Genomic DNA, 22,520 nt, shown 5'->3' with positions numbered 1-22,520 from the left:
TATTGATTTTATGGTTTGCGGAGATAGATTTTCCCGTAAGTAGAAGTAAAATTATAAGCGGGGCCTTTACCGGGTTCTGCAGTAATGGAGTTAAAGAAATCACGCTCAGTATGATCCGTTAACTTTAGGTCGAGGTTAGAATAAATTTGCCCATAACTGGTGGTTGCCTGCAGCTTTCCGGTAAGGGCTGCCGTGATGGTGGCATCAATACCTCCATAAGTAGCATCAACAGTAAGGGGTGCATGGAAATCGCTCAATTCAACAATACCGTAAACGGACTTCATATTTGTTATGGCACCACGAGGTATCTTAATATCTAAATGAATGTCTAAATCCAGCCCTTCATAACATTGCTGCATACCGCCGCTCTTTTGTGCTTCGAGGTATTGCGCTTTTGTTCTAAAGACTGTCTTTACGCCATTATGAATCACTGTATAACGTCGAGGTAATTTGTCGAAATCTTTAATTTGGTCACTAATAACCAATTCGCCATTGACCATGTGCTCCTCCATAGTAAACGCACTATCATTTTCATCGTCATTAATATTGACTTTTGCGGTGATAGCCACTTCGTTTTTGTCCCAGGTGCTAATATGAATTACCGGATAATCAAATGTAAATTGTAGCGGCTGCCCTGGTTTAACCACGTATGATTTGGTAGTCGTTGTTTGGCCATAAACGCCTACTAAAAAGCCACAGCAAATAAATATGAGGATAATTTTCATAAGAAAGGTTTAAAAAGTAAGTAAAACTGATTAAATAGGTGCTATTCCGTTTTGCGAAGGTAAATTTTGCCGTATTCGGCCGTAATTTTGAATTCTGAACCGCCTCCATTAAGTTTTCCGTTAACAACATTGCCGTAACTTATCATATCATTATCAGTATTTTTATTCATTTCTATTTTCATATCCGAGGCGGCCAGGATGGATCCATGAGAACTGCTCAGGTTAAGGTTGGCCTTGGTATCCAACGGTATGGCAACATCTACGGTAGAATAAACAGAAGCGATGGAAACTGGGCCTTTAACTGGTTTGGTAAATTTCGCATCCACAGAACCATAAATAGCCCGAACACTAACAGGGCCAGTTACGTTTTTGAGTTCAATTTGATTATAATCTGTTGAAATTTCTATTTCATTCTGCACATTGTTGAAATAAACCTTTCCCGCATTTGAAACCCGGTGGCAGGCATAGGACAAGATTATTCCTTTAGGAACCATAATTTTAATGGCCGGGTCTGAAGAAACTTGGTTGACTTCAAGGGTAGTTCCAGATTCAGTAACACTGATGCCTAGGCCCGTGTTATCAGTATAACCGGAGCCATTAATTGCCCGCAGGCCTTTAGCCCTCGGATCGATGTCTGCTTGGTTTCTTAACGAACTGAAAATAATTTCACTGCCACTATAACCTTCTACCGTTACTGAAGGTAAGTTAAGCATCAATTTTCCGCTCGTTTTTTTGACTTTGTAATCCTGCGCCCCGGCTGTACCTATAGTAGCGAGACTAATAATAAGTGTAATGACAAAATAATTTTTCATTTTTTAGATTTTAATAATAGTTATATTAAGATGAACGCAACTGATAAATGCAGGAATAAGCACAATCTTTTACTGCGCGCAGTGTTTTCTCATCATTAACCAGTTTGTCAAGTTCGTTCAGAATACTGGATTCCTTCATCCTGGTCAAAAGCTGGATCAGGACTATTTGTACAACGGGATCCTGTTGTTTTTTTAAGGAAGCTACCAGTTGTTTCCGCACATAAACTTCCTTGTAAAAATGGGCAAGGCCATCAAGTGCTGCCAGCCTAACATTGGGGCTGGGGTCGTGGTTTAATGTCGCTACCAATGCATCTACAACACTATTATCTTTGTTGTTCAATTCGACTGCATCTGATACTGCATTAACCCGGCGAGCCGGAGACTCCATGTTATTAAGTGCGGCAAACATGACCTCTTTTTTTGAATTCCACACTTTGATTTGAACAAACAATTTCTTTTTTCGTACATTTAAATCATCGTCAATTGCGCCAATGCTACGCCGTTTCTTTAAATACAACCTTGGTGTTGCAGCTATCTGTACCGCAGTATCTTGCACTGCTTTGTCAACTTGGCGATGTTTTGTATTTTTCGCTTTTAATTCAATACTATTTTGCACAGGTTTTTGCAGTAAAATGAAAACAAGTGCACAACTTATAAAAACGAGGATTGCAGCGGTCCATTGCAATACCTGAAAAGGAATAAGGATTCCCCTATGCTGTTTTTTATTTATACCGTCCATTTGTTGCAGGACCCTGTTTAAGACATCAGGATTTGGCGTATTGGTATCCAAACCCTCCAGGTTGCTGCGTATAAAGCCCTCCAAATCACTTTTCATAATATCCTTGTTCTTTTAACGTGTTCAATATTTTATGTTTTGCGCGGTGGTATTGGGTTCTTACAGTCGAATTTTCTAAGCCAAGCATTTGTGCAATCTCTGCCTGAGGTATACCTTCAACAACAAATAAGTTAAAAATCGTCCGATAGCCTTCCGGTAAAGCTCCAATTGCCCCTTTAACGGCTTCCATTGTGTATTCAAATGCTAACTCATCGATTGTTCCTTCGTCTTTCATAAACATTGCCGGCTCCATTTCTACAAACCGGATTTTTCTTTTCCTGACCCAATCAACCGATTTATTAACCGCAATCCTTTTCACCCAAGCCCTGAAACCCCCTGTATTTTGATACCCGGCAATCCCATTGAATGCCGCTACAAAACTTTCCTGCAAAATGTCTTCGGCTTCCCCTGTGTGTTCAACAAATCTTAAAATTGTATTATATACTTCCTTGGCATGTAGGGTATAAAGTTCTGTGTAAGCCATCGGTTCCCCACGCTTGCACATAGCTATTAATTCTTCTTGTGTAATCATTAAAAGAATCCCAAATGCATTGGTTATTTATTTTTATTTTATACCCTCTAATCGTAAAGACCTTGCAAATGTTACAGGTTATGTTTCCATTTTCGTGAAATAACTTATGCTAAAGGTTTTTGGTTAATTATTTAACATTAATTAAGAGCTGTTTAAATTTATATCAGAAAAAATGCCAATGCTTCTTTTACCCTGTAAAAATTGGTGTGAGTATCAATTAAAAGCCAAACGCTTTTACCATTTTTTAGGTGATAAAAGAAGCATTGGTATGCGGTAGTAAAAACAAGGTTTATTTTAATAAGGCTTTTAAACAACATAAATTTTGAGGTTGTAGCTTTAATATTTCCCAACTAAAACAAAACCTGAAATTATGGATTTTGACATTCCTTTAGCGTTTAAATCCTTAAATTTGTGCTTCCTTAAAAATAAATCCTATATGCAATATGATGTAATTGTGATCGGTTCGGGCCCTGGCGGTTATGTGGCGGCAATCCGTTGCGCACAGCTTGGTTTAAAAACGGCCTGTATCGAAAAATATTCAACTTTTGGCGGCACCTGCCTCAACGTAGGCTGCATCCCGTCCAAAGCATTGCTTGATTCTACCGAACATTTTTTTAATGCTGCCCATACTTTTGAAACGCACGGCATCCATATCGAAAACCTGAAACCGGATTTGGCGCAAATGATCAAACGTAAAAACGAAGTGGTGGAGCAAACTACAGGCGGCATTGCGTTTCTTTTCAAAAAAAATAAAATTGCTTCGTACCAGGGCGTTGGTTCGTTTGTTGATAAAAATACCATCAACGTTAAAAAAGCCGATGGTTCTGACGAGCAGATTACGGGCAAAAATATCATCATCGCTACCGGTTCCAAGCCTTCTGTTTTGCCTTTTATTAAGGTGGATAAAAAACGCATTGTAACTTCTACCGAAGCTTTAAACCTGCCCGAAATCCCGAAACATATGATTTTGATTGGTGGTGGCGTGATCGGATTGGAGTTGGGTTCGGTTTATGCACGTTTGGGCGCTAAAGTTTCGGTGGTTGAGTTTACCGATGCGATTGTGAACACGTTGGAACGTGCGCTTTCAAAAGAGTTACAAAAAGTACTGGCCAAACAAGGCATGACTTTTTATTTGAACCATAAAGTTACCGGCGCAACCGTTAACGGCGATGAGGTTACGGTTACGGCTGATAGTCCGAAAGGCGAAAAAATAGAGTTAAAAGGCGATTACTGCTTAGTTGCCGTTGGCCGCACGGCTTACACGGAAGGTTTAGGTTTGGAGAAATTAGGCATTGAGCTGCAGCCGCGCGGCAACAAAATCCCGGTGAACGAGCATTTGGAAACTGCTGTTCCGGGCGTTTATGCCATTGGTGATGCCGTAAAAGGCGCGATGCTGGCCCACAAAGCCGAAGATGAAGGCACGTATGTGGCCGAAATTATTGCCGGACAAAAACCGCACATCAACTATAATTTGATTCCGGGCGTGGTTTATACCTGGCCGGAAGTGGCCACTGTTGGTTACAGCGAAGAGCAGTTGAAAGAAAAAGGCGTGAAATACAAAGCCGGTTCGTTCCCTTTTAAAGCCAGCGGCCGTTCGCGCGCCAGTATGGACACGGATGGTTTTGCGAAAGTTTTGGCCGATGCCGAAACCGATGAAGTTTTAGGCGTACACATCATCGGCCCTCGTGCTGCCGACGTGATTGCCGAAGCGGTTGTAGCGATGGAATTTCGTGCTTCTGCGGAGGATATTGCACGGATTTCTCATGCGCACCCAACTTATACCGAAGCGGTTCGTGAGGCTGCGATGGCGGCAACGGAGAACCGGGCGATACATATCTAAATACTGTCTGAACCGGAATTTTCAGGATTCAAGAATTTTTAGAATTCTGAAAATTTATTAATCCTGAAAATTCCGGTCAAGATTTTTACCTGATAAAAGAAGCATCGGCCAAAAACTGATGCTTCTTTTATGCGTTTATTTTGATATTGATTTAACGTGATGACTGTTGTTTTTCCAATTTTGATCATCCTGCTTACCATTGCCGGTATGGAAATGATTTCCTGGGCGATGCACAAATACCTTTTCCACGGGCCGCTTTGGTTCATCCATAAAACACACCACCAGGAACGCCACGGTTTTTTCGAGCTGAACGATATTTTCAGTTTGCTTTTTGGTGCAATTGCGGTTGGTTTGATGTGGTTCGACCGGGAAACGCGCAGTTACCCTTTTTGGATCGGTGCCGGCATCAGCGTTTATGGCATCATTTACTTCATCTTCCACGATTGGTTTATCCACAACCGTTTTAAGGCGTTTAAAAGCCGTAACAAGTATCTGTCCGGCATCCGGCGTGCGCATAAAATCCATCATAAATCAACGGAGAAAAACCCTTCGGAAGAGTTTGGCTTGCTGGTGGCGAGTAGGAAGTATTTTAAGGGTTCTAAGTGATTTCAAAAACGCCTAAATCGGAATCACTTAAAAACAGCTCGATTTCTGCTTCCAAATTAAAAAGATGTAATGCAATTTCAGCCGTTGAACTGTTGCCAAATCTTAACCAAATTATTTTAGGCGGAAATCCATTTAAGCTTTGTATTTCTGTAAAATCTTCATCATAAGTTAAAATATGGTAATGGTTAGCTTTTGCAAACTTCCAAATGGCATGGTCAGAAATCCTTTGATTAGTTAAAATTTGGATTACTGGTAAAATGTCCCACTGCTTTAGATGATTTTTTATACGCCATGAGATATTTTCATCAGCAATTATTCTGATGTTAGGCAATTTTTATTTTCCTTTCTTTATCTGCAGCGTAAGCCAAACAGGCATAAATAGAATTTTCAGTTAATTGCGGAAAATCCTCAAGGATTTGCTGATAACTTAAACCAGATGCAAGCCACCCTAAAACATCAAAAACGCTAATCCGCGTACCGATTATAACAGGTTTCCCAAATCGGATATCCGGATGGATTTCGATAAATTTTTTATAATCAACTAATTCTGCCATAAATCAAATATAAGTAATTGTGGTTAGCTACCATTGGCCTAAATAAAACTTAATTTCCGAAATTCGCGCTTTAGATTTAAATCTCCATGCTCCAAATCCGCGAAAACGTTTCCCTCAAAAATTTTAACACTTTCGGCATTGATGTTTGTGCGCGTTACTTTGTTGAAATTACGCACGAAGATGAACTGACAGAACTTTTCCTCGACCCAAAATGGCTGCAAATGCCACGTTTAGTTTTAGGCGGAGGAAGCAATGTGTTGTTTACCAAAGATTTTGAAGGATTGGTAATCCGGATGAATATCCGCGGGATTGAACACCGCATCAACCATGAAGAAGTTTATGTTGAAGCTGGCGCTGGCGAAAACTGGAACGAACTGGTGAACTATTGCGTGGGCCATAATTTTGCGGGAATGGAAAACCTAAGTTTGATCCCGGGTTCTGTTGGCGCTTCTCCCGTACAAAATATTGGCGCTTATGGTGTTGAGCTGAAAGATGTGTTTGATTCGTGCCGCGCTTTTGAAATTGCGGCCCATCAAATAAAAACCTTTGTAAAAGAAGCATGTGGTTTTGACTACCGCGAAAGTGTGTTTAAAAGTGAACTGAAAAACCAATTCATCATCACTTCCGTCAAGTTTAAACTTTCGCTTCAACCAAAAGTCAATACCACATACGGCGCGATTAAAAATGAATTGCAAAACCGCGGAATCGAAAAGCCAACCATCAGTGATGTTTCAAAAGTAGTTTCGCAAATCCGGGTTTCTAAACTGCCAGACCCTTCTACCATTGGCAACGCGGGCAGCTTTTTTAAAAACCCGATCGTTGATGCTGCACAATTTAACTGGCTAAAAGAAGCATTTCCTGACATCGTTAGTTTTTCTGCGGGAGAAAACCAAATAAAATTGGCAGCCGGCTGGCTCATCGAACAATGCGGCTGGAAGGGAAAAGTGGTTGGCCAAACCGGGACTTATAAAAACCAGGCCTTGGTGCTGGTAAACCATGGCAATGCCAGCGGTGCCGAAATTTTTGCTTTATCGTCGCAAATCATAGACAGCGTGTACAATAAATTTGGCGTTGTGTTGCAAAGAGAAGTCAATGTTTTTTGATTTCTTCCTGCTTAACACAAATTTAATACAGCCCGTAATATTTAATATTGATCTAAGTACGGGTTCTGCCAGATATAGTTTTCAGGTTGATATATTAATCTGTAACTGCTTTAAACACAAGCAATTATTTCTTAAAATTAAACTTTGTAAATACTCCTTTTTACTACAACAATTTAATTTCTATTTAAAATTGGATCAAAAATTTTCACTGTAACAAGTTTTGTTTTCTATACAATCCAAAATTCGGTCTTGAAATTGTATAACTGAAAACACAAACAGTTTTTAAAACCACAGTAAAAATTTGAACAATGACAAAAATAGAATTTAACACCATGGTATTGCGTCAGGCAGGTTCTTTAAGGTCTTATGCCCTTCATTTCACCCATGATGCTGATGATGCAAACGATTTAGTACAAGATACAATGCTCAAAGCCATCACTTATTACAATAAGTTTAAAGAAGGCACCAATTTAAAAGGCTGGTTGTACACCATCATGAAAAACACTTTCATTAACAACTACCGCCGCTTTGTTAAAATGAGCACGTTTGTAACTAAATCCGAAGAAATTTCTTCTGCCAACCTGGTGTTCAGTTCAACCAAAAACCAGGGAGAATCTAAGTTTGTAATGGACGACATCAAACGTTCATTGGATAAATTGCCTGAAGAATATTATGTGCCTTTTACCATGTATTTTGAAGGACACAAATACCACGAAATTGCCGATCATTTGGCTATCCCGATCGGAACGGTAAAAACCCGCATCCATGTTGCACGCAAATTGTTAAAGAAAAACCTGAAATCGTACGACAACGGTGTTAAAAAACCAGTGTACGCAATGGAAGACTAACCATCAAATTTTACTCAACATATATTACAGAAAAAGCCCGATACGTCGGGCTTTTTTCGTTTGCAGGGATTTCTGCTAATGCTTCTTTTATCGGTACTTTTTTAGCCTCACCCCGGCCCTCTCCGCAAGAGAGGGAGTAAACACATACTTCTTTTACCGGTACTTTTTTGATGCTTCTTTTACCGCATTAATTTCATGGCTTCCTGTGCTGCAACCTGGCCGGAAATTAAAGATGGTGGCACGCCCGGACCCGGAACCGTTAACTGGCCGGTAAACAATAAATTCTTGATTTTTTTAGATTTCATGGCCGGTTTAAAAAAAGCGGTTTGGCTTAAAGTGTTGGCCAAACCATAAGCATTGCCTTTAAAAGAATGGTAATCGGTGATGAAATCATGGTGTGCGTAACTTCTTTTTAAAACGATGTTGTCTTTAATTTTTTGGCCCGTAATTTTTTCAAAACGGTTGACCATTAAGTCGAAATAATATTCGCGCGTCGTTTCCTCATCTTTTAAATTGGGCGCAACCGGCATTAAAAAAAACAAGTTCTCGTAACCTTGAGGCGCAACAGAAGCATCAGTTTTTGAAGCACAGGAAACATAAAACAAAGGCTTTTGCGGCCATTTTGGATGGGTGTAGATTTCTTCGGCGTGCAGTTCAAAATCTTCATCAAAAAATAAATTATGATGTTGGATACCTCCTACTTTTTTATTCAAACCAATATAAAACAACAAACTGGATGGCGACATGGTTCGGCTGTCCCAATATTTTCGATCATAATTCTGGCCGGTTTTGTCCAGCAAAGTCTGGTCAACATGTTCATAATCGGCACCGGCAATCACAAAATCAGCATGTACAATTCCTTGGTTGGTGATGACGTATTTTACCTTTCCGCCTTCCGTTTCAATTTTTAAAACTTCATGGTTTAGTTTAATTTCCACGCCTTGTTCCAATGCTGTTTTTACCATGGCTTTTACAATTTCGTGCATTCCGCCCATCGGATACCAGGTTCCTAAAGCCAAATCAGCATAATTCATCATGCTGTACATGGCCGGTGTGTTTTGAGGCGTGGCACCCAAAAACAAAACCGGAAATTCCAGCAGTTTAATCAGTTTCGGGTTTTTAAAATACTTGCGCACATGCTTGCTCATGCTCGTCAGCATTTGGATGCGGAAGCTTTCTTTGATCAACCTAAAATCAATAAACTCGGTGATGGAATGCGAAGGACGAAAAACGTATTCGCCCATGCCAACTTTGTATTTGTAAGCGGCCTGCTTTAAAAATTCTTGTAAGTTTTTGCTGCTTCCGGGTTCTTCCTGTTCAAAAAGCTGCTCCAAAGCTTCCATAGAAGCCGGGATTTCCATCCGGTCATCCTTTCCAAAATAAATCTGGTAGCCCGGATCCAATCTTTTCAAATCGTAAAAATCAGAAACTTTTTTCCCGAACAAGGCAAAATAATTTTCGAAAACATCCGGCATCCAATACCAGCTTGGCCCCATATCAAACTTAAAACCATCTTTTTCCCAAATCCTTGCCCGTCCGCCGGCCTGGTCGTTTTTTTCTAAAACAGTAACTTGGTAACCGCTTTTTGCCAAAACCGAAGCGGCCGATAAGCCGGCAAAACCAGAACCAATCACAATTATATGCTGATCTTTTTTCATCGCAGAGAATAAGCAGCGTTGTAACATTTTGTTTCAGCGCGGGCGCAAAGAAACAAAAGCAACAGGATATTTGTACATTTGAGTATATGCCTTTAACGCAATGAACCTCTACAACGAAACTTGTTTCGAGTGCAGTAAAATTATCACCAACAAATACAGTACTTCTTTTAGCAAAGGGATTAAAACGTTTGCCAAGCGTTTTCAATATCCCATTTATGCGGTTTATGGTTTTGTGCGTTATGCAGATGAAATTGTGGATACGTTTCACGGTTTTAACAAAGCACAACTGATCGGAGAATTTAGAACGGTAACGTTTGAAGCGATTGAACGGAAAATCAGCCTGAACCCGGTTTTGCAATCTTTCCAGGAAGTGGTCAACACATACCAAATTGATTTGCATTTGATTGATGCTTTCCTGAAATCTATGGAAATGGATTTGGAAAATACCAATTACACCAACGACGGCTACAAAGAATACATTTACGGTTCGGCGGAAGTGGTCGGTTTGATGTGTTTGCGTATTTTTTGTGAAGAAGATGAAACCTTGTACAAACATTTGGTGCCAAAAGCAAGAAGCCTGGGCGCGGCTTTCCAAAAGATTAATTTTTTAAGGGATATCAAATCGGATTTTGAAGAACGCGGCCGCACGTATTTTCCGGCGGTTGATTTTACCAAATTTAACGAACAGGAAAAGAAACTGATCGAAGCCGACATCAAAAAAGATTTTGACGATGCGCTGGAAGGGATTTTGCAATTGCCGGTTGGCGCGCAGTTGGGCGTTTACATTGCCTACGTTTATTATCTCGAACTTTTCAAAAAGATCAGGGAAACACCTGCCGAAGTGATCATGCAAAAGCGCATCCGCGTTTCAGATAGTCAAAAAATGTTCCTGTATTTTCAGGCTTATGTGCAGCAAAAATTTAAAGTGATTTCATGAAAGCCTGCTGTCTGTTTTTCCTTGCAACGATTTTGTTTATGACGAATTCTTTTTCGGCTTATAGTCAGAAAACAGATGTATTGGAAATCAGGAAAGCGATGCTGCGCGCTATCAAAAGCCCAATAGTTACCGACTCTTTATACAACGAATTACAAAAAATCAATAAAAAGCCGCCTTTAATTTTAGGTTATTTTGGTTCGTTGCAGGCTTTAAAAGCGAAAGACAGTTGGAACCCATACAAGAAAGTAAAAATGCTTACTTCATCGCACAAAACGATGGAGCAGGCAGTTAACGCGAGTCCAAATGATTTGGAGATCAGGTTTTTACGGTTTTCAATCGAGTTTTATTTACCGGGCTTTTTGGGTTTAAGCAAAGATATGGTTAGCGACAAAAACATGATCATCCATCAACTTAAACTTAAAAATTATGGTTTGGCCGATAAAGATTATTTAAAGAACATCATCAAATTTATGGTTGATTCTAAACAATGCACGGCGCAAGAAGTTGCTTTTTTACACGAACAATTGGCCGCAATAAAGTGAAATACACTTACCTGTTGATCAACTTTTTGAGTGTTGTTTTCCCGCTGCTGCTTTCATTTGATAAGCGCGTCCGGTTTTACAAAAGCTGGAAATATATTTGGCCCGGCTTGTTCATCACTGGTTTGCTTTTTTTGGTTTGGGATGTTTTTTTTACGGTAAAAGAAGTATGGTCTTTCAACCCAAATTATATTCTGGGCATCAACTTTTTCAGGCTTCCGTTGGAAGAAATTTTGTTCTTTTTAACCATTCCGTTTTCCTGCATTTTCATTTGCGCCTGTTTAAATTATTATGTAAAATGGCAAATCCCGAATCGCGTTGTCCGGATTTTAAACAACGTACTCATCCTTGCTTCGGCAGTAATCCTTGTTTTTTTTCATGACCGGCTTTACACCTTAATCAATTTCGGGACACTGTTTTTACTGTTGCTGATCTTGGTTTACGGCCTAAAAGTGCAATGGCTTAACCGTTTTTACCTGGCTTATTTTGTTTCGTTAGTTCCGTTTTATATCGTTAATGGCATCCTCACGTCGGTGCCGATTGTAAGTTATAACAATGCCGAAAATTTGGCGGTCCGGGTTGGAACGATTCCGGTGGAAGACCATTTCTACCTCTTATCGTTACTGCTGATGAACGTGGCTTTTTTTGAATATTTTAAAAAGCGGGATGCTTCTTTTATCGCCTAAAAATGAGTGAACTTCCTGAATTTACCAAAAACCAGCTTGCCTTGCGCAACGGGCAGGACAAGCCGGAGATTTGGGTGGCGTATCAAAACACAATTTATGATGTAACCGAAAGCGGCTTATGGAAAAACGGCAAGCATTACGAGCATTGGGCCGGCCAGGATTTGACCGAAGAACTGGAAGACGCGCCGCACACCTATGCTGTTTTTAGCAGGCTAAAAGTGGTGGGGACTTTAAAAGTGGTTTAAATTTGAAAACTGCTCAATTGCACAAACTCTTCTACCCTGGCCGCAATTTCTTCCTGCGTTAAATTTCTCAGTTTTTCTGTCCCGAATTTTTCTACACAAAAAGAAGCCAAGGCCGAACCGAAGATGACGGCGTTTTTCATGTTGGCGAAATTTATGGTGCCAACTTTTGCCAGGTAACCGATAAAACCGCCGGCAAAAGTATCGCCCGCGCCCGTTGGGTCAAAAACATCGGCTAAAGGTAAAGCAGGTGCCGAAAAGATTTTTCCTTCACCAAAGAGTAAAGCGCCGTGTTCGCCTTTTTTGATGATCAAATATTTTGGGCCCATTTGCAAAATTTTAGATGCTGCTTTTACTAAGGAAAATTCGCCGGATAATTGTCGCGCTTCGGCATCGTTTATCGTTAAAACATCTATGGATTTCAAGTTGAACAACAAATCATCCAAAGCAATATCCATCCAAAAATTCATCGTGTCTAAAACAATTAATTTTGGGCGATTGGTTAAGCGGTCAATAACTGTTTGCTGTACTTTTGGCGTTAAATTGCCCAGCAACAAGTATTCGCAATCCTGGTAAGAATCCGGGATGATCGGATCAAAACCGGCCAGCACATTTAATTCGGTAATCAACGTGTCGCGGCTGTTCATGTCGCTGTGGTATCTGCCCGACCAGAAAAACGACTTCTCACCTTGCTTAATTTGCAGACCTTCGGTATCAATTTTCCGGCTTTGCAGATATTGGATTTCTTCCTGCGGGAAATCATCGCCCACAACCGCCACAATTTTTACTTTATTATAAAAATAAGAAGCCGCCAGACTGGCGAAAGTAGCCGCGCCGCCAACAATTTTATCTGTTTTACCAAAAGGGGTTTCAATTGCATCAAAAGCAACCGAACCAATTACTACTAAGCTCATCAAAAAATATTTTAAAATTTTCGCACAAATATTGTGATTTTAAACCGGAAATTATACTTTTGCACCACTCTAACAAACCGTAACACTCCCGAATAGCTCAGCTGGTTAGAGCATCTGACTGTTAATCAGAGGGTCGCTGGTTCGAGCCCAGCTTCGGGAGCAAAAAGCCTTTAACGAAAGCGTTAAGGGCTTTTTCATTTTTGATTATTTTGGATGCCTTTTTTTTAATAAAAACACAATTGGTTCCTGCTTGGTAAATTGATAATTACCTTTTTAAATACTTTGAACAGACAGGCCATGTGCTTCATTTATTTGGTCATGGCTTCGGTTTCAAAACCGTGATGCTTCTTTTACCACCTAAAAATCAGTGTTTGCGTTTCTTCAATTTAAAAATAAAAAAGACACCAATTTTTAGGTGGTAAAAGAAGCATCGCTTATAAAAACCTACTGCTGCTCGGCTTTTAGAAAATGAAAACTGGAAGGATCAACCACCAATTGAAAAACATTGGAACTATCCTTAACAAACTTTACGCCAACCAAAGCCGTTGCCCTGGGTGAAACTTGGGCGTTGGAATGGTGTGTGTGAAAAACGTATTGTAGGTTTCCTTTTTTATCGGTAAACAAATCGCCGTGCCCGGTCCCGTTGATTTTTAAGAGGTTTTTGCTGATGATCGGGTTTTTATCAAATTTTTTCCACGGCCCAAAAGGCGATTTGGAAGTGGCATAACCAACTGCATAATCCGGGTTACGGAAATCATTGGCCGAATAGATCAAGTAATACAAATTCCCTTTTTTTATCACCGTTGGCCCTTCGGTAACCGGCCAATTTGTTTTGGCGGTGTTTTCCCAACCCTGCGTTGCCGTGATACATTCTTTAACTGTTTCGGGCAAAATATCCGACAGGTCGTCTTTCATGCGGGCCACAAAAATGCGGTTACCTTCCGTTAAGCGCACATGGTACAAGTAAAATTTGCCGCCATTGTCCCGAAACACAAAAGGGTCAATTTGCTTTCCAACTCCGGATAGTGCTTTGATTTCTTTTTGTTTAAAAGGCCCGAGCGGGCTGTCGCTTTGTGCAATGGCAATGTGCTCATCCGCCGTGTAGGCCATGTAATACGTTTTGCCGATTTTGAACACTTGCGGTGCCCAAAAACCTTTGCTGCCGTAAGCATCGCCTTTGGCCAATGCAAAACCATTGGCTTTTCCGGCCGGGCCGCTCCAGGTTTTTAAATCCTGGGATTTATAAACCAAAAAGCCCTGCTCGCTGCTTGTTCCGTACAAATAATAAATTCCTTTATCCAAAAAGATGGCTGGGTCTGCCAGGTAAATGGTATCGGTTTGAGGTTTGGATACTTTACCCGCTATAAAACCTTTTGAATTTGCAAAAACCTGCTGTTGAAATATTCCACAGATAAATATTAGAAAGCATATACATTTCAGTTTGATCATCATTAAAAATATTAAAAATCAATCGGATAGTTTGGGTTGGGATAAATGTAAAGATTGAAATTTAATTGGCAGGTTGGTTTAAACTTTATCCAACCTATTTTCAATGCTTCTTTTATCACCTAAAAATTCGTACATACTTGGTTTTGAGGTTTTTTCGCAGATGTAAATACCAATTTTTATAGGGTAAAAGAAGTATCAACATATTTTCTTGTAGAAATTTAACAGGCTTTAAAATTGATGGATAAATATATTTAAAAATAATTTGTAAGGTTTATAAGCGGGCTGCGACTAAGCCAGTACAATTAATCAAAAAACTAAAAAACGATCAAATGAAAAATTTAAAAGCTGTTGTATTAAAAAGTCTTGTTGCTGCTGTTGCAGTTGTTTGTTTAACTGTTAATGCACAGGCACAGGACGCAAAGATGTCTAAAATGGAACACAAAAAGATGTCAAAAATGGATCACAAAAAAGGTAAAATGAGCAAAATGTCTCATGATAAAATGGCTAAAGACTCTTCTGGTAAAATGTAATTATTCAATTTGTTTTAAGGGGAACCACACTTCCCCTTAAAGCAAATTTTAATTTTTCGCCATTTTTTATTTTTACAAACAACAAAAGCAAATTTTATAATTTGTTAATCAATCTTGTGCTTTAAAGTACAGGACAAATTCGTTTTAATCAAAATAATTTAAATAAAACAAACCATGATAAAAGTATTCACCAAAACAATGCTTGTCGCCGTTTTTAGCTTGTTCATAATTACCGGGGCAAAAGCAAACACGATAACGACAGATTCTACTGCCAAAAACCAATTGCTTGGCAACGATATACCGGCAAAGCCTACGGATATCAGCCCGCTTTTAATTGGAGAAACTATCCCTGCTGTTAATTTGCCCGATGCGGCCGGCAAAATGTTTAATTTAAACGAGGAAGTTGCCAAAAAACCAACGATCCTTATTTTTTACCGCGGCGGCTGGTGCCCCTATTGCAATAAAGAATTGGCTGGTATGCAGAGCATTGAAGGAAACCTGCGGAAAATGGGCTATCAAATTATTGCCATCAGTACAGACAGCCCAGAGAACCTGTCTAAAACTTTGGGGAAAGACCAGCTTACTTACACATTGCTTTCGGATAGCGAACTATCTGTTTCTAAACAATTCGGACTGGCTTATGTGGCACCAAAAAATTACGAAAAGCTATTGGTTACTGCTTCAAACGGCAAAAATGTGGACAAGCTGTTGCCTGTTCCTTCCGTTTTTATCCTGGATACAAAAGGTATTATCCAATTTGAATACATCAACCCGGATTATAAACAACGGATCAGTTCAAGTTTGTTGGAAGCAGTTGCTGGTGCTTTGCAAAATGAAGCCAAGGCAAAAAGTTAATTGGTTTTTATTGTATTAAAACAGTTGTTTAGGAAACGAATGGCTGTTTTATTTTATGTTATTACCAAACAAAAACCTTTTGGTTGGTTGATAATTGTAGATTGGATATAACTTCTTAACTATCCCTGGTATTCAAACCGCAGATTATATGAAACTTCAGTTCATTAAGGTAACCATCATTGTTGCTTTTCTGGCCTTTCCGATAAAAGGAATTGGCCAGAGCAAAATGGCAGCAAACAGCAAAATTAATTTTATTGAAAATTCATGGCCTGAAGCTTTAAAAAAAGCGGAAGCAGAACATAAAAATATTTTTGTAGATGCTTATGCCGTTTGGTGTGCGCCTTGCAAACAACTCAGTGCAACTACTTTTACCGACAAAAAAGTTGCGGCTTTTTTTAACAGCAACTTTGTTAACTTAAGCATTGATACCGAAAAAGGCCATGGCATTGAACTGGCAAACAAATGGGGCCTGGAATCATATCCCACATTGTATATATTTGACAGTAAGGGCAAATTGCTTTCAACAAGCGAAGGCCTGATTAATGCGGATGCTTTGATGAAATTTGGAAAAGGTGCAGTAAAATAAAATCTTTTACTTGCATAATCCCTGAGACAAATTTGTTCGGCATTTTAATTTTGATCTCCACCCAATTTTATCAATTGTTGTAATGCTTCTTTTACCGAATAAAAACCATCCAAAACTTTTGTGCGATAAAAGAAGCATCCAAAGTTATTTTAACAAAAATCAGATAATTTAAAAAGGCTACTTTTAGGTAGCTTTTTTGTGCAAGAAAAAAAAATAAATGCTTGGTTTGAACCTGCTTAGCCTTGTTCTTTCAAAAATTAAACATCGTTTATAATTTATATAATCTTTAAAAAAACCACAAGTTTATCAGCAAAACAGTAAACTTTTCAAGCTTTTTTGCCGTAAGTAAATTTCATGCAAAAACCTGTTTTTTATCTTTTCCTGATGCTGCTTTTACCGGCACATTTTTGTGTTTTTGCACAATCAAAAGCTCCAGGTAAAACTGATTTTATCCGCACTTCGCAAAATTTTTTGTATGCAGCCAAATCCGGCGAAAACACTTCAGCCTATTTAGATACGTTAAAAAATGCCGATGAAAATTCGCTTTCCAACCAGTTAAAAAACGATCAAAAACGCTTGGCTTTTTGGCTAAACTTGTACAATGGTTTTACACAAGTACTTTTAAAAAAAACCCCCGATCAATACAAAACCCGGAACAGTTTTTTCTCTTCCAAACAAATTAATATTGCCGGCGAATTAATAAGTTTGGATTTAATAGAACATGGCATTTTGCGGCATTCAAAAATAAAATGGAGCTTAGGTTATTTGGGGAAAATTTTTCCTTCGGCTTTTGAAAAGAAATTCCGGGTCGAAAAATTAGATTACCGCATCCATTTCGCTTTAAATTGTGGTGCAAAAAGTTGTCCTCCCATTGCATTTTACGATCCGAACAAAATAGACAAACAGTTAAACGTAGCGGTCAAAACTTACTTAAAAGGTGAATGCGCATACGATCAATCAAAAAATGTGATGCAAGTTCCGGCTTTAATGGGTTGGTTTCGTCATGATTTTGGCGAAAAAAAACACCTACTCGAAATCTTAAAGCAAAACCAAATCATTCCTGCCAACAGCAATCCAAAAATTCAATTTAAAAAATACGATTGGAGTTTGTACCTTAACAATTATAAAACTGAAAACAATGGCTAACCACTATTACAATGCTGAAGACTTGGCCAAATTTGGCAACATCGGCGAATACCAAAAAGAAATGGCCGATAAATTTTTTTCGTATTACGGAGAAGTTTTTAAAGACGGCGCTTTAACGGCGAAGGAAAAATTGTTGATTGCTTTGGCTGTTTCGCACGCCGTGCAATGCCCCTATTGTATTGATGCGTACAGCAGCGATGCTTACGAAAAAGGTTTTAGCGAAGCGCAAATGATGGAAGCGGTGCACGTTGCATCGGCCATAAAAGGCGGCGCAGTTTTGGTTCATGGCGTGCAAATGATGAACAAAGTAGAAGAAATAAGCATGTAATTTTCCAGCTTTCTTTTTACTTGTAATGCTTCTTTTATCACCTCAAAACCATCAGGCTTTTTAAAGTTTGTTTATGAAATCACTCAAAGTATTACAGCACCATTTAGCGGATTCTAACAACCAACTGGCTATTTTAGAAGATAAGTTAGAGCATCATCATGCTTCTTTTACGGATAAACTTTTGGGTTTAAATCTATTTCCGCTGCAAGCTTCGGGCGTTGATATTTTTCAAATTAACGTAGGCAAAATGTGCAACCAGGTTTGTAAACATTGCCATGTTGACGCCGGGCCAGACCGAAAAGAAATTATGATGCGGGAGACGATGCAATTGTGTTTGCATGTTCTGGCAAATTCGAACATTAAAATTGTTGACCTTACCGGCGGCGCCCCGGAGTTAAATCCTAATTTTAGATGGTTTGTAGAAGAGATTAAAAAGTTAGGCAAACATATTATTGTCCGTTGCAACCTCACCATTATTTTGGCCAACAAACGTTTTTATGATTTGCCCGAATTTTTCCGAAAGCATCAAATTGAAGTTGTTTCTTCTTTGCCAAGTTTTACACAAGATAGGACCGACCGGCAACGCGGCGAGGGTGTTTTTGAAGATTCGATCAAAGCTTTGCAAATGCTCAATGCTGTTGGTTACGGGCACGAAGGCAGCGGTTTGATTTTAAATTTGGTGTACAATCCTGCAGGCGCTTTTTTGCCGCCATCGCAACAAGCTTTGGAAAAAGAATACAAATTGGAGCTGGCCAAAAAGTTTAATATTGTTTTTAACAACTTGTTCGCCATTACCAATATGCCCATTAGCCGATACTTGGATTATTTGCTGCAAACCGGCAATTATGATAAATATATGGAAAAGTTGGTTTCGGCTTTTAATTCAAGTGCCGTAAAAAATGTAATGTGCCGCAATACAATTTCGGTAAGTTGGGACGGCTTTTTGTACGATTGTGATTTTAACCAAATGCTGGATCTAAAAGTTGCGCCTCCAACTTCGCAACATTTATCAAAATTTGATCTTTCATTATTGAACAACCGGAACATTGTTTTAAAGCAGCATTGCTACGGATGCACAGCCGGCGCAGGTTCCAGTTGTGGGGGCGAAGTGGCCAATTAACTTTTTATGGATGCAACAACTCCGTTAAATACGGCATTGATTATTTTTGTAAGGCACCCAAAATTGGGCCAAGTAAAGACCAGGCTGGCAAGTGTTATTGGCGATGAAAAAGCGTTAAAAGTTTATCAGCTTTTATTAGAACATACCAAAAATATCACCGCAGAATTAAACTGCCGAAAGTTTGTTTATTACAGCGAACAAGTGGAAGAGTACGACTTGTGGAACTCGCCGGGCTATACCAAAAGGCAGCAAACCGGAAATGATTTGGGCGAAAGGATGTTGAATGCTTTTAAAGAATTGTTTGAACAAGGTTTTAAAAACATCATTATTATTGGAAGCGATTGTTATCAGCTTAAAAATACAATGATAAAAGAAGCATTTGAATTGTTGGATAGTTGTGAGGTTGTGATCGGCCCAACTTTTGATGGCGGTTATTATTTGTTGGGAATGAACCATTTGATACCCAATCTTTTTTATGATAAAGCCTGGAGCACCGATCACGTTTTTGAGAAAACTCTGCAAGACTTGGAACTTTTAAACTTGCAATTTGCAAAGTTACAGCAATTGCATGATGTAGATGTTGTTGCAGACTTGGAATTGAATGGAATCGAAATTTAACACGGTTGCAGCATTTGCTTGTACCGGTCAATCATAGTTTGTTGCGATGCGCCTTTTCGATACATTTTTATAATTGTATAATTCGCAATTTGAACTTTTAGCCAACTATTGGTTTCATATTTTCGGGCAGATATCAAAACCGGCTTTTTGATGATCTTGTATTTTCCATTTTTTCTGGCGCGCGCACAAAATTCAAACTCTTCCATAATTTTCATATCGGTATTAAATCCGCCGATTTGTTGATACAATTCTTTGATTATGAATAAAGTTTGGTCGCCGCCCATTCCTGCAAAAACATCCAAACGGCTCAATGCGGCATTCAATTTTAACAACCAACTTTTACTATCATACTTGGATAAATACCTGCCCAAATCGTAGCCTTGCAGCAATGCTTCTTTTATGTCCTCAAAATAAGCAACAGGAGGTTTGGTATCTGCATGAACAAAATACAACACATTTCCTTTGGCTTGTGAAGCGGCAAAATCCATTTGTGCTGCACGGCCTTTTTGCGGCGAAAGGAGTGTTTTTGCACCGGCAGTTGCTGCAATGGCTAAAGTTGCATCCGTACTTCCTCCATCCGAAACAATAATTTCAATTGCTGTTTTGTGTTGATTTTGAGACAGGTGCTCAATTAACTTCCCGATATTCTTGGCTTCATTAAAAGTTGGAATGATAACGCTAATCATTTGCTGATTGAACTTTTGATCCGAATAAATCAACTAACTTGTACATTTAGCCAGGCCAGTGCTTTTGCAATACCTTCTTTTATCGGTGTAATTTTGTAACCCAATTCTTTTTCTGCTTTTACCGAACTGACGATCCAATGTTTGTTATATTTTCGTACAAAAGCCGGCGTGATCAATGGTTTGATACCAAAATTTTTTGCCAGTAAAAGAAGTATGTGCGAAATAAAAAGCATGACTGGCAGCGGCAGATTGTACAATTTTCGCTTTGTATTGGTTATCTCATCAACCAAATTAAAAAAATCCTGGTAATTGCTATTGGTTCCCCCAAGCAAATAACGTTCTCCGGGTTTGGCTTTTTCCATCGCCAAAATCATCCCTTCAACAACATCATCAATGTAAACATAATTACCGATGCTTTTGCCGTTGCCGGGTTTTATTTTCCATTTGTTGTTGATGTACATTTTTAGCAAACGCGTAATGCCGTTACTTTCGGTTAATAAACCCGGCCCATAGACCCGACTTGGATTAACAATGATACCGCGCACACCTTTTTGGTTGTACTGTTTCAGCAAAAGTTCGGCCTCAACTTTGCTCTTTTCGTACAAAGTTTCTAATTGCGGATTGGGGTTTGTTGTTTCGGATACAGGCCGCCCATCCAAAGAATGACCAACTACGCCGGCGGTTGAAGCAAACAACACATCTTTGATATTTTGTGCCAATGCGCAATCCAACACGTTTTGCAATCCTTTTACATTAACCGTATAAAATAAGGTTGGATTTGGATGCCAAACCGAAGCCAAAGCAGCTAAATGATAAATTTGATGGCAACCAATCATGGCAGTTTGAATACTTTCCTGATCTAAAATATCCCCTGCAAAAAAACGTATATTTTTATGTTCAATCAGTGCCCAAGCTTTTTGAGGGTTACGGACCAAAGCATGAATGCTGTGTCCGCTTTCGGCCAGTTTTAACGCCAATTTCTGGCCGATAAAACCAGTAGCACCGGTAATAAAAATCGTCATTATGCAACAATTTTAGCAGCAGCCGCCACCGTCATAAAACCAAGTAGAAGTGGAAATAAAAATATCATTTCGGTTTAAGGCAACTAAGTTTGCAGCCGTTTTATCGCATACCGCTAAAGGTTGGTTTGGAAGGAGGACGTGCCCTTTGTGATCGTCAAAATATTCCTGATCGCCGTAATAAATAGCAGCTTTGCCTGTAAAAACACAAGGCCCGTCGGCAGGCACAGCATCTTTTATCGCACAAACTTCAACACTTTCGATATAAATCAGTTCATCGGTTGCATACTGTTTTGGCGCTAAAATGCGGTAAGGCCGTTTTGCCCGAATTTCGATTGTGCCGAAACCAATGTCAGTAATGGCTTTGATATAATCTTGCAGCGAAAGCGAACCGGTAAGGCACAAAGCGCGCAAACGCTCATCATTTCGCAACGCCTCATTGATTTTTTGATTGCAAATTGGGTCTGACATTACCAAGCGGCCTCCTGGTTTCAACACCCGGTAAATTTCTTGTAATGCTGTTTTTAGGTCGCTTTCTTTAAAGATGTTGAACAAACAATTTTGCCCGGCCACATCAATCGTATTATCATCAACCGGAAGCGCCAATGCCGAACCTTTGCGCAATTCTATAAATTCTTTTTCAAACCACGGATTTACTATTTCCGCTTGTGATAAATTAGCGGCACACGTGGTTAACATTTCATCAACCACATCAACCCCAATTACACCGCCTGCATTTCTGTTAAAATAAGAAAACTGAAGTAGCTCCATGCCGCCGCCAACACCTACATACAGTATTTTAGGATTGTTTGCCAAATCCCTTGCACTTACTATCGAACCACAACCATAGTTCATCTCCTTCATGATAGCCGGGATTTCAAGGCCGGGAAGGGCACTCATCGGAGAAGTAGTGCAGCACAAACCAACATCAGGTTTTAAAGCAGCATCACGGTAAACGTTTATGGTTGTATTCAGATAGTGATCCATTTATTAAAAGTTATTGTACGGAAATATACAATAATATTAATTGCAAACAGATTATTACACGGTTTATTTTATGATGTAGAGTGAGGCTTAATGCTTCTTTTAGCCCATATTTTTTTAAGTTGAGATTAAGATAGATTTTTCAGTATTAGAAGAAGTACGTCTAATGTTTGGATTAAAGAAGATAACCACAATTTTTAAGACAACTTTTTTTACTAAGTCAATGTTTCCCTGCCCCCTCTTTAAACGCAAAAAACCCCTTGATCTTTATTAGAAGAAGGGGTATTTTGTTTAAGGTTTTGGCGCCGACCTACTCTCCCGCCTGTTACGGCAGTACCATTGGCTCTGGCGGGCTTAACTTCTCTGTT

General features: G+C 39.3%; 27 protein-coding genes and 1 tRNA gene. 16 read left to right on the top strand and 12 right to left on the bottom strand.

Going from position 1 to position 22,520, the window contains the following annotated elements; all coding sequences use genetic code 11:
• Window positions 1-8 precede the first annotated feature (8 nt).
• The 4 genes from V5804_RS02035 to V5804_RS02020 are packed head-to-tail and all read right to left on the bottom strand — an operon-like array spanning window position 9 to window position 2,856.
• Window positions 9-725, bottom strand: coding sequence for a hypothetical protein (locus V5804_RS02035; protein ID WP_369589709.1), 717 nt, complete (start codon window positions 723-725; stop codon window positions 9-11).
• A 41-nt stretch (window positions 726-766) separates the two neighbouring features.
• The gene (locus V5804_RS02030) at window positions 767-1,537 is read right to left on the bottom strand and encodes a hypothetical protein (protein WP_369589708.1); all 771 of its coding nucleotides are present in this window, start codon (window positions 1,535-1,537) and stop codon (window positions 767-769) included.
• Between the two features lie 25 nt (window positions 1,538-1,562).
• Window positions 1,563-2,372, bottom strand: a complete 810-nt coding sequence (locus V5804_RS02025; RefSeq protein ID WP_369589707.1) for a HEAT repeat domain-containing protein — start codon at window positions 2,370-2,372, stop codon at window positions 1,563-1,565.
• Window positions 2,362-2,856, bottom strand: coding sequence for an RNA polymerase sigma factor (locus tag V5804_RS02020; protein WP_369589706.1), 495 nt, complete (start codon window positions 2,854-2,856; stop codon window positions 2,362-2,364). Before V5804_RS02020 ends, V5804_RS02025 begins: the two co-directional genes overlap by 11 nt.
• A 484-nt stretch (window positions 2,857-3,340) precedes the next feature.
• On the opposite strand from V5804_RS02020, the gene lpdA reads away from it, so the two are divergent.
• Both lpdA and V5804_RS02010 read left to right on the top strand, forming a co-directional pair.
• On the top strand, window positions 3,341-4,744 hold the full coding sequence (gene lpdA / locus V5804_RS02015; RefSeq protein WP_369589833.1) for a dihydrolipoyl dehydrogenase: 1,404 nt from the start codon (window positions 3,341-3,343) through the stop codon (window positions 4,742-4,744).
• Window positions 4,745-4,903: 159 nt separating this feature from the next.
• Window positions 4,904-5,350 (top strand): sterol desaturase family protein, encoded by a 447-nt coding sequence (locus V5804_RS02010; protein ID WP_369589705.1) that lies wholly within the window; start codon window positions 4,904-4,906, stop codon window positions 5,348-5,350.
• Here the strand turns inward: V5804_RS02010 and V5804_RS02005 are convergent.
• Both V5804_RS02005 and V5804_RS02000 read right to left on the bottom strand, forming a co-directional pair.
• Window positions 5,343-5,681 (bottom strand): DUF5615 family PIN-like protein, encoded by a 339-nt coding sequence (locus V5804_RS02005; protein ID WP_369589704.1) that lies wholly within the window; start codon window positions 5,679-5,681, stop codon window positions 5,343-5,345. The genes V5804_RS02010 and V5804_RS02005 overlap by 8 nt on opposite strands.
• The gene (locus tag V5804_RS02000) at window positions 5,674-5,904 is read right to left on the bottom strand and encodes a DUF433 domain-containing protein (RefSeq protein ID WP_369589703.1); all 231 of its coding nucleotides are present in this window, start codon (window positions 5,902-5,904) and stop codon (window positions 5,674-5,676) included. Before V5804_RS02000 ends, V5804_RS02005 begins: the two co-directional genes overlap by 8 nt.
• Before the next feature lie 86 nt (window positions 5,905-5,990).
• Here V5804_RS02000 and murB point away from each other — a divergent pair, with 86 nt between their 5' ends.
• Entirely contained in the window at window positions 5,991-7,007 is a 1,017-nt protein-coding gene (gene murB / locus V5804_RS01995; RefSeq protein WP_369589702.1) for a UDP-N-acetylmuramate dehydrogenase, read from the top strand.
• 308 nt (window positions 7,008-7,315) lie between these two features.
• The gene (locus V5804_RS01990) at window positions 7,316-7,855 is read left to right on the top strand and encodes an RNA polymerase sigma factor (RefSeq protein ID WP_299285082.1); all 540 of its coding nucleotides are present in this window, start codon (window positions 7,316-7,318) and stop codon (window positions 7,853-7,855) included.
• Between the two features lie 179 nt (window positions 7,856-8,034).
• On the opposite strand, the gene V5804_RS01985 is transcribed toward V5804_RS01990, so the two are convergent.
• Entirely contained in the window at window positions 8,035-9,513 is a 1,479-nt protein-coding gene (locus V5804_RS01985; protein WP_369589701.1) for a phytoene desaturase family protein, read from the bottom strand.
• A gap of 100 nt (window positions 9,514-9,613) precedes the next feature.
• Here V5804_RS01985 and V5804_RS01980 point away from each other — a divergent pair, with 100 nt between their 5' ends.
• Genes V5804_RS01980 through V5804_RS01965 form a run of 4 tightly spaced genes read left to right on the top strand, consistent with a single transcriptional unit; the run spans window position 9,614 to window position 11,920 of the window.
• The gene (locus V5804_RS01980) at window positions 9,614-10,450 is read left to right on the top strand and encodes a phytoene/squalene synthase family protein (protein WP_369589700.1); all 837 of its coding nucleotides are present in this window, start codon (window positions 9,614-9,616) and stop codon (window positions 10,448-10,450) included.
• 38 nt (window positions 10,451-10,488) lie between these two features.
• On the top strand, window positions 10,489-10,992 hold the full coding sequence (locus V5804_RS01975) for a hypothetical protein (RefSeq protein ID WP_369589699.1): 504 nt from the start codon (window positions 10,489-10,491) through the stop codon (window positions 10,990-10,992).
• Window positions 10,989-11,675 (top strand): lycopene cyclase domain-containing protein, encoded by a 687-nt coding sequence (locus V5804_RS01970; protein WP_369589698.1) that lies wholly within the window; start codon window positions 10,989-10,991, stop codon window positions 11,673-11,675. The genes V5804_RS01975 and V5804_RS01970 overlap by 4 nt, the downstream gene beginning before the upstream one ends.
• 2 nt (window positions 11,676-11,677) lie before the next feature.
• Complete coding sequence (locus tag V5804_RS01965; protein ID WP_369589697.1) at window positions 11,678-11,920, top strand: cytochrome b5 domain-containing protein; 243 nt, start codon at window positions 11,678-11,680, stop codon at window positions 11,918-11,920.
• Here V5804_RS01965 and V5804_RS01960 read toward each other — a convergent pair.
• Window positions 11,917-12,831, bottom strand: a complete 915-nt coding sequence (locus V5804_RS01960) for a PfkB family carbohydrate kinase (protein WP_369589696.1) — start codon at window positions 12,829-12,831, stop codon at window positions 11,917-11,919. The genes V5804_RS01965 and V5804_RS01960 overlap by 4 nt on opposite strands.
• 86 nt (window positions 12,832-12,917) lie before the next feature.
• Between V5804_RS01960 and V5804_RS01955 the strand changes: the two genes are divergently transcribed.
• Window positions 12,918-12,991: transfer RNA gene (locus V5804_RS01955), tRNA-Asn, on the top strand.
• 284 nt (window positions 12,992-13,275) lie between these two features.
• Here V5804_RS01955 and V5804_RS01950 read toward each other — a convergent pair.
• On the bottom strand, window positions 13,276-14,283 hold the full coding sequence (locus tag V5804_RS01950) for a glycoside hydrolase family 43 protein (RefSeq protein ID WP_369589695.1): 1,008 nt from the start codon (window positions 14,281-14,283) through the stop codon (window positions 13,276-13,278).
• A gap of 326 nt (window positions 14,284-14,609) precedes the next feature.
• On the opposite strand from V5804_RS01950, the gene V5804_RS01945 reads away from it, so the two are divergent.
• The 7 genes from V5804_RS01945 to V5804_RS01915 all read left to right on the top strand — a co-directional run bounded on the left by V5804_RS01945 (window position 14,610) and on the right by V5804_RS01915 (window position 19,463).
• Complete coding sequence (locus V5804_RS01945; RefSeq protein ID WP_369589694.1) at window positions 14,610-14,810, top strand: hypothetical protein; 201 nt, start codon at window positions 14,610-14,612, stop codon at window positions 14,808-14,810.
• A gap of 174 nt (window positions 14,811-14,984) precedes the next feature.
• Complete coding sequence (locus V5804_RS01940) at window positions 14,985-15,665, top strand: peroxiredoxin family protein (RefSeq protein WP_369589693.1); 681 nt, start codon at window positions 14,985-14,987, stop codon at window positions 15,663-15,665.
• Between the two features lie 148 nt (window positions 15,666-15,813).
• On the top strand, window positions 15,814-16,251 hold the full coding sequence (locus tag V5804_RS01935) for a thioredoxin family protein (protein ID WP_369589692.1): 438 nt from the start codon (window positions 15,814-15,816) through the stop codon (window positions 16,249-16,251).
• 354 nt (window positions 16,252-16,605) lie between these two features.
• Window positions 16,606-17,397 (top strand): DUF547 domain-containing protein, encoded by a 792-nt coding sequence (locus V5804_RS01930; RefSeq protein ID WP_369589691.1) that lies wholly within the window; start codon window positions 16,606-16,608, stop codon window positions 17,395-17,397.
• Window positions 17,390-17,725 (top strand): arsenosugar biosynthesis-associated peroxidase-like protein, encoded by a 336-nt coding sequence (locus V5804_RS01925; protein ID WP_369589690.1) that lies wholly within the window; start codon window positions 17,390-17,392, stop codon window positions 17,723-17,725. Before V5804_RS01930 ends, V5804_RS01925 begins: the two co-directional genes overlap by 8 nt.
• Window positions 17,726-17,798: 73 nt before the next feature.
• Window positions 17,799-18,845: an arsenosugar biosynthesis radical SAM (seleno)protein ArsS gene (gene arsS, locus V5804_RS01920; protein WP_369589689.1), complete on the top strand. Its 1,047-nt coding sequence runs from the start codon at window positions 17,799-17,801 to the stop codon at window positions 18,843-18,845.
• Window positions 18,846-18,851: 6 nt separating this feature from the next.
• The gene (locus V5804_RS01915) at window positions 18,852-19,463 is read left to right on the top strand and encodes a TIGR04282 family arsenosugar biosynthesis glycosyltransferase (protein ID WP_369589688.1); all 612 of its coding nucleotides are present in this window, start codon (window positions 18,852-18,854) and stop codon (window positions 19,461-19,463) included.
• Here the strand turns inward: V5804_RS01915 and V5804_RS01910 are convergent.
• Genes V5804_RS01910 through arsM form a run of 3 tightly spaced genes read right to left on the bottom strand, consistent with a single transcriptional unit; the run spans window position 19,460 to window position 22,155 of the window.
• Window positions 19,460-20,149: a TIGR04283 family arsenosugar biosynthesis glycosyltransferase gene (locus V5804_RS01910; protein ID WP_369589687.1), complete on the bottom strand. Its 690-nt coding sequence runs from the start codon at window positions 20,147-20,149 to the stop codon at window positions 19,460-19,462. The genes V5804_RS01915 and V5804_RS01910 overlap by 4 nt on opposite strands.
• A gap of 29 nt (window positions 20,150-20,178) precedes the next feature.
• Window positions 20,179-21,171 (bottom strand): NAD-dependent epimerase/dehydratase family protein, encoded by a 993-nt coding sequence (locus V5804_RS01905; protein WP_369589686.1) that lies wholly within the window; start codon window positions 21,169-21,171, stop codon window positions 20,179-20,181.
• 12 nt (window positions 21,172-21,183) lie between these two features.
• Window positions 21,184-22,155 carry an arsenosugar biosynthesis arsenite methyltransferase ArsM gene (gene arsM / locus V5804_RS01900; RefSeq protein ID WP_369589685.1) on the bottom strand — a complete coding sequence of 324 codons (972 nt, stop codon included), beginning with the start codon at window positions 22,153-22,155 and terminating at the stop codon, window positions 21,184-21,186.
• Window positions 22,156-22,520 lie beyond the last annotated feature (365 nt).

Source organism: Mucilaginibacter sp. (genome assembly GCF_041088075.1).
Classification (GTDB): domain Bacteria; phylum Bacteroidota; class Bacteroidia; order Sphingobacteriales; family Sphingobacteriaceae; genus Mucilaginibacter_A.
This window is presented reverse-complemented; position numbering and strand designations above follow the sequence as displayed.

Bases quoted from the DNA above. Each gene is read 5' to 3' on its own strand.
- V5804_RS01925 (WP_369589690.1), top strand. From the start codon at position 17,390: ATGGCTAACCACTATTACAATGCTGAAGACTTGGCCAAATTTGGCAAC.
- V5804_RS02025 (WP_369589707.1), bottom strand. From the start codon at position 2,372: ATGAAAAGTGATTTGGAGGGCTTTATACGCAGCAACCTGGAGGGTTTG.
- V5804_RS01915 (WP_369589688.1), top strand. From the start codon at position 18,852: ATGGATGCAACAACTCCGTTAAATACGGCATTGATTATTTTTGTAAGG.
- V5804_RS02000 (WP_369589703.1), bottom strand. From the start codon at position 5,904: ATGGCAGAATTAGTTGATTATAAAAAATTTATCGAAATCCATCCGGAT.
- V5804_RS01930 (WP_369589691.1), top strand. From the start codon at position 16,606: ATGCAAAAACCTGTTTTTTATCTTTTCCTGATGCTGCTTTTACCGGCA.
- V5804_RS01980 (WP_369589700.1), top strand. From the start codon at position 9,614: ATGAACCTCTACAACGAAACTTGTTTCGAGTGCAGTAAAATTATCACC.
- V5804_RS01960 (WP_369589696.1), bottom strand. From the start codon at position 12,831: ATGAGCTTAGTAGTAATTGGTTCGGTTGCTTTTGATGCAATTGAAACC.
- V5804_RS02030 (WP_369589708.1), bottom strand. From the start codon at position 1,537: ATGAAAAATTATTTTGTCATTACACTTATTATTAGTCTCGCTACTATA.
- murB (WP_369589702.1), top strand. From the start codon at position 5,991: ATGCTCCAAATCCGCGAAAACGTTTCCCTCAAAAATTTTAACACTTTC.
- V5804_RS02020 (WP_369589706.1), bottom strand. From the start codon at position 2,856: ATGGCTTACACAGAACTTTATACCCTACATGCCAAGGAAGTATATAAT.
- V5804_RS01950 (WP_369589695.1), bottom strand. From the start codon at position 14,283: ATGATGATCAAACTGAAATGTATATGCTTTCTAATATTTATCTGTGGA.
- V5804_RS01965 (WP_369589697.1), top strand. From the start codon at position 11,678: ATGAGTGAACTTCCTGAATTTACCAAAAACCAGCTTGCCTTGCGCAAC.
- V5804_RS01910 (WP_369589687.1), bottom strand. From the start codon at position 20,149: ATGATTAGCGTTATCATTCCAACTTTTAATGAAGCCAAGAATATCGGG.
- arsM (WP_369589685.1), bottom strand. From the start codon at position 22,155: ATGGATCACTATCTGAATACAACCATAAACGTTTACCGTGATGCTGCT.
- lpdA (WP_369589833.1), top strand. From the start codon at position 3,341: ATGCAATATGATGTAATTGTGATCGGTTCGGGCCCTGGCGGTTATGTG.
- V5804_RS01905 (WP_369589686.1), bottom strand. From the start codon at position 21,171: ATGACGATTTTTATTACCGGTGCTACTGGTTTTATCGGCCAGAAATTG.
- V5804_RS02010 (WP_369589705.1), top strand. From the start codon at position 4,904: ATGACTGTTGTTTTTCCAATTTTGATCATCCTGCTTACCATTGCCGGT.
- V5804_RS01940 (WP_369589693.1), top strand. From the start codon at position 14,985: ATGATAAAAGTATTCACCAAAACAATGCTTGTCGCCGTTTTTAGCTTG.
- V5804_RS01985 (WP_369589701.1), bottom strand. From the start codon at position 9,513: ATGAAAAAAGATCAGCATATAATTGTGATTGGTTCTGGTTTTGCCGGC.
- V5804_RS01945 (WP_369589694.1), top strand. From the start codon at position 14,610: ATGAAAAATTTAAAAGCTGTTGTATTAAAAAGTCTTGTTGCTGCTGTT.
- V5804_RS01975 (WP_369589699.1), top strand. From the start codon at position 10,489: ATGACGAATTCTTTTTCGGCTTATAGTCAGAAAACAGATGTATTGGAA.
- V5804_RS01990 (WP_299285082.1), top strand. From the start codon at position 7,316: ATGACAAAAATAGAATTTAACACCATGGTATTGCGTCAGGCAGGTTCT.
- V5804_RS02035 (WP_369589709.1), bottom strand. From the start codon at position 725: ATGAAAATTATCCTCATATTTATTTGCTGTGGCTTTTTAGTAGGCGTT.
- arsS (WP_369589689.1), top strand. From the start codon at position 17,799: ATGAAATCACTCAAAGTATTACAGCACCATTTAGCGGATTCTAACAAC.
- V5804_RS01935 (WP_369589692.1), top strand. From the start codon at position 15,814: ATGAAACTTCAGTTCATTAAGGTAACCATCATTGTTGCTTTTCTGGCC.